Origin of the sequence: Vibrio neptunius (assembly GCF_000967495.1) — a bacterium.
Classification (GTDB): Bacteria; Pseudomonadota; Gammaproteobacteria; order Enterobacterales; family Vibrionaceae; genus Vibrio; species Vibrio neptunius.
In genome coordinates, this window is sequence record NZ_JXXU01000075.1 from 44,812 (window position 1) to 51,856 (window position 7,045).

Below are 7,045 nucleotides of genomic sequence, written 5' to 3' on the forward strand. Positions count from 1 at the left end.
CCGTCGTTTTATTCTATGCTATCCGCAAAGTGATTGAACAGGAAACTAGATATGGAGTTAAGCGCGCAGTTGGGAGCTTTGTTGCAATCTCAACAATACATTCTGACCACCGCAGAATCTTGCACTGGTGGTGGCGTTTCAGCCGCGATTACGGATATTGCAGGTAGCTCTGCTTGGTTTGATCGAGCATTCATTACCTACAGCAATGAAGCAAAAATGGAAATGCTGGATGTTGAAGCATCGACCTTGAACTCTCATGGTGCCGTTAGTGAAGAAACGGTTACTGAAATGGTGTTGGGGGCAATTAAACACTCAAATGCCAATATTGGTGTATCTGTCAGCGGTATCGCAGGGCCAGATGGCGGAAGCGAAGATAAGCCAGTAGGGACCGTATGCTTTGCGTGGGCTGATGACAGTGGATGGAGTAAAGCAGCAACGTATTGCTTTGATGGCGACCGTCATGAAGTTCGTAGACAAGCTGTCGAAGTGGCGCAAAAGGTCCTGTATGAGGAATTAAGTCAGCGAGTGCAGTCGTAGGTTTTAAAAATTAAAGTATTTAAAAATTAGATAGATATAACGAAAGTCTAAAAAAAGTTCACACAGCTATAGACACTGTATGAATCAACAGTATAATGATTTTCATTGATTGCCTCAGTGGACTCTGAGGAAAAAGAAAAGAATTCAAAGATCATCAATGCGTTGATGAAAAAATCGGAGAAAGTGATGGACGATAACAAACAGAAAGCGCTTGCCGCTGCGCTCGGTCAGATTGAAAAGCAATTCGGTAAAGGCTCTATTATGCGTCTTGGTGATAACCGTGCTATGGATGTTGAAACCATCTCGACAGGTTCACTTTCTCTTGATATCGCATTGGGTGCTGGTGGTCTGCCAATGGGCCGTATCGTTGAAGTTTATGGCCCAGAGTCATCAGGTAAGACGACGCTAACTCTTGAGCTGATTGCTGCTGCACAACGTGAAGGTAAAACATGTGCCTTTATTGATGCCGAACACGCTCTTGATCCTGTCTACGCTAAGAAGCTAGGCGTAGATATTGATGCACTATTGGTTTCTCAGCCAGACACGGGTGAACAAGCATTAGAAATTTGTGATGCTCTGGCGCGCTCAGGTGCGATTGACGTTATGGTTGTCGACTCTGTGGCTGCATTGACACCGAAAGCGGAAATCGAAGGCGAGATGGGCGATAGCCATATGGGTCTTCAGGCGCGTATGCTTTCTCAAGCAATGCGTAAGCTGACGGGTAACCTGAAGCAGTCAAACTGTATGTGTATCTTCATCAACCAGATCCGTATGAAGATCGGTGTCATGTTTGGTAACCCTGAAACGACTACAGGTGGTAATGCACTAAAATTCTACGCTTCTGTTCGTCTTGATATCCGCCGCACAGGTTCTATCAAGGAAGGTGACGAAGTGGTGGGTAATGAAACTCGCATTAAAGTGGTTAAGAACAAGATCGCGGCACCGTTTAAACAAGCAGAAACGCAAATCATGTACGGCGCTGGCTTTAACCGTGAAGGTGAGTTGATTGACCTAGGCGTGAAGAATAAGCTGGTCGAAAAAGCAGGTGCTTGGTATAGCTACAATGGTGATAAGATTGGCCAGGGTAAAGCAAATGCGTGTAAGTACCTGCGTGAAAATCCAGCAGCGGCTCAGCAAATCGACACTAAACTGCGTGAGTTGTTGCTTACACCGGCAGAAATACAGCCAGATGAAGCTGAGCTAGGTGAAATGCCAGAGCAAGAAGAGCTATAAGTACTCATAGCTCAGAGTTTTGAAGCCCTGCAATTTGCGGGGCTTTGTTGTATTTAGCGTAACCGAATAATGTTGAGTGCTTATGTTTCAACGCAAACCTCCCACTTTATCCAGTAAAGAATCAGCCATTCAACTGCTTAGTCGGCGTGACCATGGTGAGTATGAGCTTTATCAGAAGCTTGCAATGAAAGGCTATGAAGAAGAGGCAATTCAAGAAGCGGTTAAGTTCTGCCTTGATCACAACTACTTAGACGACCTTCGTTACGCCAAAAGCCAGATCCGACAGCATGTATACAAAGGACATGGTGAACGACGTATTCGTCAGGAACTTAATCAGAGACGTGTCAGTGAATCCACCATCGAAAAGGCATTTGAAGAAGAGCCACAAGACTGGTTTGAGTTGGCGAAACAGGCTGCCGAAAAAAAGTTCAAAGGCCTTAAAGCGAAAGATCAGAAAGAGTATGCAAAACAGGTTCGATTTCTTCAATATCGAGGCTACAACTTTGAACAGATAAACTATGCCCTGAGTACTGAAGACAGATCATAAATAGTGGTTATGCGCGCATTTTTCGATTTATTGTGAAAATCGCGTAGAAAAGGCTCTTTTCTACAAGAAAGCTAGTCGTGGCTGATTGCTTGATCTACAATACGGCAAAATTCTAACTCGACTATTTTCAGGAAGAGCTGCATGTACATGAGCACTGATGAGGTTCGCAATTCGTTCCTCAAGTTCTTTGAAAGCAAAGGACACCAAATCGTAGACAGTTCATCGTTGGTTCCACATAACGATCCAACCCTGCTATTTACTAACGCAGGTATGAACCAATTCAAAGATTGCTTCTTAGGCGCTGAAAAGCGAGCCTACACGCGAGCAACTACGGCTCAGCGTTGTGTACGTGCAGGTGGTAAACATAATGACCTTGAAAATGTTGGCTTCACCGCTCGTCACCATACATTCTTCGAAATGTTGGGTAACTTCAGTTTTGGAGATTACTTCAAGGAAGACGCGATTGCGTTTGCTTGGGAGTTCCTGACTAAAACTCTTGGCCTACCAGAAGAGAAGCTGCTGGTTACGGTATACGAAACAGATGACGAAGCATTCGAGATCTGGAACAAGAAAGTCGGAGTACCTGCTGATAAGATTGTTCGCATTGGCGACAAAGAAGGTGGTAAGAAGTTCGAATCTGACAACTTCTGGACGATGGGGGATACAGGTCCTTGTGGTCCATGTACTGAAATCTTTTATGATCACGGTGAGCACATCTGGGGCGGTCGCCCTGGCACTCCAGAAGAAGATGGTGACCGTTTCATCGAGATCTGGAACAACGTTTTCATGCAGTTTAACCGTCATGCAGATGGCACGATGGAGCCACTACCTAAGCCTGCTGTTGATACAGGCATGGGTATCGAGCGTATCTCTGCAATCATGCAAGGCGTTCACTCAAACTACGAAATCGATGTATTCCAAAAGCTTATTAAAGCGACGGCTGAGGTTGTCGGTCACGACGATCTATCAAACCAGTCGCTACGCGTTATTGCTGACCACATCCGCTCTTGTTCATTCCTAATCGCTGATGGCGTTATGCCTTCAAACGAAGGTCGTGGTTACGTCCTACGCCGTATTATTCGTCGTGCTGTTCGTCACGGTAACAAGTTGGGTGCGCAAGGTGTATTCTTCCACAAACTTGTTGGTGTACTTGCTGAAGTGATGGGCAGCGCTGCAGAAGAACTTAAGAAACAGCAAGAGCTTGTTGAGAAAGTACTTCGCATCGAAGAAGAGAACTTTGGTCGCACACTAGAGCGCGGCATGGTGATTCTTAATGAAGCACTAGACGCACTTGAAGGCAATGAGCTAGACGGTGAAACCGTCTTCAAGCTTTACGATACTTACGGTTTCCCTGCTGATTTAACTAACGATGTAGCTCGCGAACGTGACTTTACCATCGACGAAGCGGGTTTTGAGAAAGCGATGGAAGAGCAGCGTCAACGTGCTCGCGAAGCAGGCCAGTTTGGTACTGACTACAACGCAACGATCAAAACGGAAGCTGAGTCTGAGTTCTGTGGCTACACAGGTACCGAAGGTAAGAGTAATGTTGCTGAAATCTTCGTTGAAGGTGAGGTAGTAGAGGCTCTATCGGCAGGCGACAAAGCGATCATCATCCTTGGTGAAACGCCATTCTACGCTGAGTCTGGCGGTCAGTGTGGTGACGCGGGTGTGCTAAAAACCGAATCTGGTCTGTTTAAAGTCGAAGATACTCAGAAATTAGGTAACGCAATTGCGCACCATGGTGTTCTTGCAGAAGGCGTTCTAGCGAAGGGTGATGAAGTAGAAGCGACGGTTGATGCTGAGCGTCGTGCATCGATTTCTCTTAACCACTCTGCGACTCACCTATTACACGCAGCGCTACGTTCAGTACTCGGTGAACACGTTACGCAGAAAGGCTCACTTGTTAAACCTGAAAACCTACGTTTTGACTTCTCACACCTAGAAGCGGTAACACCAGCAGAACTAAAAGAAGTTGAGCGCTTAGTGAATGCTCAAGTTCGTCGTAACCACGTTATTGAAACTAACGTAATGGACATCGAGTCAGCGAAGCAGAAAGGTGCAATGGCACTATTCGGCGAAAAGTATGATGATGAGGTTCGCGTTCTCTCAATGGGTGAGTTCTCGACCGAGCTTTGTGGTGGTATCCACGCATCAAATACAGGTGATATTGGCCTATTTAAGATCACTTCTGAAGGTGGTATCGCAGCAGGCATTCGCCGTATTGAAGCGGTAACAGGTGAAGCAGCACTAGACGCAATCGAAGCTCAACAAGCGAAGTTCGAAGAGAAGCTTGCAGAATCTGCGTCGAAAGCAAAATCTCTAGAGAAAGAGATTCAGAAGCTAAAAGACAAGATGGCAGCAGCTGAAAGTGCAAACATCATGGGTAAAGCTCAAGAGATCAATGGCGTTAAAGTCCTTATCGCTGCGATGCAAGATGCCGATCCTAAGAACCTTCGTACTATGGTTGATGACATCAAGAACCAGATGGGCAGTGGTGTCGTAATGCTGGCGAACGTTAATGGTGAGAAGATTGGTTTGATTGCGGGGGTCACAAAAGATCTTATCGGCAAAGTTAAAGCGGGCGACTTAGTGAAAATGGTTGCTGAGCAAGTCGGCGGTAAAGGTGGTGGTCGACCTGACATGGCTCAGGCTGGTGGCACAGACGTAGAAGCGCTTCCTGAAGCAATCAAGTCTGTTCAACCATGGCTTGAAGAGCGCCTGTAAAATCTGATTTGTATATAAATACGCTCAATCAATTGTTTGATTGGGCGTAATTTTTTTCTACTAACCAAGTGGTTTAATAGCTCAGTTACTCTGTGCTGATTAAGCAGCTTGGTTTTTGTTATTAATGCTGCAAACAATATTCAATTGATTGAATGCGGCCTAATGAGACTTTGGTCTTGGGAAGGTGAAGACTGGTGAAAAAGCCCCTTATCGTGCAAAAGTTTGGCGGAACCTCTGTGGGTTCAATTGAAAGGATCCACAAAGTCGCTGAGCACATCATTAAGGCGAAGAATGATGGTAATCAAGTTGTAGTCGTTGTGTCTGCTATGTCTGGAGAGACAAACCGACTATTGGATTTGGCAAAGCAGGTAGACAGCGTGCCAACTGCCCGAGAACTTGATGTTTTGCTCTCTGCTGGTGAGCAGGTGTCGATGGCACTGCTGGCAATGACTCTGAATAAACTGGGTTATGCCGCACGCTCACTTACCGGAGCACAAGCGAACATTGTGACGGACAATCAACACAATGACGCGACGATTAAGCACATTGATACCTCAACAATTGAATCATGGCTGGCACAAGACAATATTGTCATTGTCGCGGGCTTCCAGGGTATAAATGAGAATGGGGACATCACCACGTTAGGTCGAGGGGGATCTGATACCAGTGCCGTTACTTTAGCTGGCTTTCTACAAGCTGAAGAGTGCCAGATTTTTACTGATGTCGACGGCATCTATACTTGCGATCCTCGCACGGTTCCTAGTGCCAAGAAGCTGGATGTGATTGATTTTCCCTCTATGGAAGAAATGGCACGTAAAGGAGCGAAAGTGCTCCACCTTCCTTCGGTTCAGTACGCTTGGCGACATAATGTGCCACTTCGTGTTCTCTCCACGTTTGATAGCAATACAGGCAGTCTGGTCAAGGGCAGTGAATGCCAAAAGGCGATCTGTGGTGTCGCAATCCAGCGTGAACTGACAATGCTTAAGGTTGACCGTGATGCATTCTGTGGCCTAGAGAAACAGTGTCAGATGCTGGGTGTCACGATTTGGAATGTGATCGACCATGCAGAATGGGTAGGTGCGGTGATAAAACACGATGCTTATGCCAAGCTGGAACTGGTGTTCGGTGACAAAATCCGTAATAGTGAAGAGGTTAGCTTGCTTACAGCAGTAGGTCTTCAGGTCGAAGGATTGGTTGAACAGTCTTATGCCTTGTTGTCTGAACAGGGGATAGATGTGTTGCATTATGCAGTAAATTCACAGTCGTTGATGTTGGTGTTGTCACCAGAATACATCGACAAAGCGGCAAACATACTGCATGATGCTTACATTACTTCTGCAGAGGCGCTCGACTGCCAGCAAAAACATGCCTTTTTAGGTTAGTTAGGCTCGAGAATAGAGTTTACGAAAATATAACTTTTGTTGGATAATAGCCTCGTAGCAAGAAAAATCAGAGATTACTCAAGGAGCAAAGAATGCTAATTTTAACTCGCCGCGTTGGCGAAACTCTAATGATCGGTGATGAAGTCACAGTCACAGTACTGGGCGTGAAAGGCAACCAAGTACGTATCGGTGTTAATGCGCCGAAAGAAGTGTCTGTTCACCGTGAAGAAATCTACATGCGCATTCAGGCAGAAAAAGGTAATGGTAACACTGCATCAGGCAACTACTAATTACATGAGAAGGCTGACATTATGTCAGCCTTTTTTGTATTGTTGATGGATGTATTTATAGCAAAAAGAGCGAATTAGCACCGCTTTGATTAAATAGCCAACGGTTGGCTAACTTTTTGCTGATTTTACCAAGAAAATGTTTGACATATTTTGGGTAAATCGTAATATGTGCCTCCGCAAGACGGTGAGGTGGCCGAGAGGCTGAAGGCGCTCCCCTGCTAAGGGAGTATGCGGTTTGTAGCCGCATCGAGGGTTCGAATCCCTCCCTCACCGCCATTCTTGCATTGCTCTTCGGAGCTGCTTTAAAACAAGCATTGCGCGCTCGTAGCTCA

At 45.8% G+C, this 7,045-nt stretch carries 6 protein-coding genes and 1 tRNA gene; all 7 read left to right on the forward strand.

Annotated elements, in window-relative coordinates:
- The first annotated feature begins 51 nt into the window (after positions 1-51).
- The gene (gene pncC, locus TW84_RS21315) at positions 52-537 is read left to right on the forward strand and encodes a nicotinamide-nucleotide amidase (protein ID WP_045977632.1); all 486 of its coding nucleotides are present in this window, start codon (positions 52-54) and stop codon (positions 535-537) included.
- Between the two features lie 186 nt (positions 538-723).
- Positions 724-1,770 (forward strand): recombinase RecA, encoded by a 1,047-nt coding sequence (gene recA / locus TW84_RS21320; RefSeq protein ID WP_045977637.1) that lies wholly within the window; start codon positions 724-726, stop codon positions 1,768-1,770.
- Positions 1,771-1,852: 82 nt separating this feature from the next.
- The gene (gene recX, locus TW84_RS21325) at positions 1,853-2,317 is read left to right on the forward strand and encodes a recombination regulator RecX (protein ID WP_045977633.1); all 465 of its coding nucleotides are present in this window, start codon (positions 1,853-1,855) and stop codon (positions 2,315-2,317) included.
- A 141-nt stretch (positions 2,318-2,458) separates the two neighbouring features.
- Positions 2,459-5,041: an alanine--tRNA ligase gene (gene alaS / locus TW84_RS21330; protein WP_045977634.1), complete on the forward strand. Its 2,583-nt coding sequence runs from the start codon at positions 2,459-2,461 to the stop codon at positions 5,039-5,041.
- A 194-nt stretch (positions 5,042-5,235) separates the two neighbouring features.
- A complete protein-coding gene (locus tag TW84_RS21335; protein ID WP_045977635.1) occupies positions 5,236-6,423 on the forward strand; it encodes an aspartate kinase in 1,188 nt (395 codons plus the stop codon).
- Positions 6,424-6,515: 92 nt separating this feature from the next.
- Positions 6,516-6,713 carry a carbon storage regulator CsrA gene (gene csrA, locus TW84_RS21340; RefSeq protein WP_006963114.1) on the forward strand — a complete coding sequence of 66 codons (198 nt, stop codon included), beginning with the start codon at positions 6,516-6,518 and terminating at the stop codon, positions 6,711-6,713.
- Positions 6,714-6,896: 183 nt separating this feature from the next.
- A tRNA-Ser gene (locus TW84_RS21345) sits at positions 6,897-6,989 on the forward strand.
- Positions 6,990-7,045 lie beyond the last annotated feature (56 nt).

Bases quoted from the DNA above. Each gene is read 5' to 3' on its own strand.
- pncC (WP_045977632.1), top strand. From the start codon at position 52: ATGGAGTTAAGCGCGCAGTTGGGAGCTTTGTTGCAATCTCAACAATAC.
- recA (WP_045977637.1), top strand. From the start codon at position 724: ATGGACGATAACAAACAGAAAGCGCTTGCCGCTGCGCTCGGTCAGATT.
- recX (WP_045977633.1), top strand. From the start codon at position 1,853: ATGTTTCAACGCAAACCTCCCACTTTATCCAGTAAAGAATCAGCCATT.
- alaS (WP_045977634.1), top strand. From the start codon at position 2,459: ATGTACATGAGCACTGATGAGGTTCGCAATTCGTTCCTCAAGTTCTTT.
- csrA (WP_006963114.1), top strand. From the start codon at position 6,516: ATGCTAATTTTAACTCGCCGCGTTGGCGAAACTCTAATGATCGGTGAT.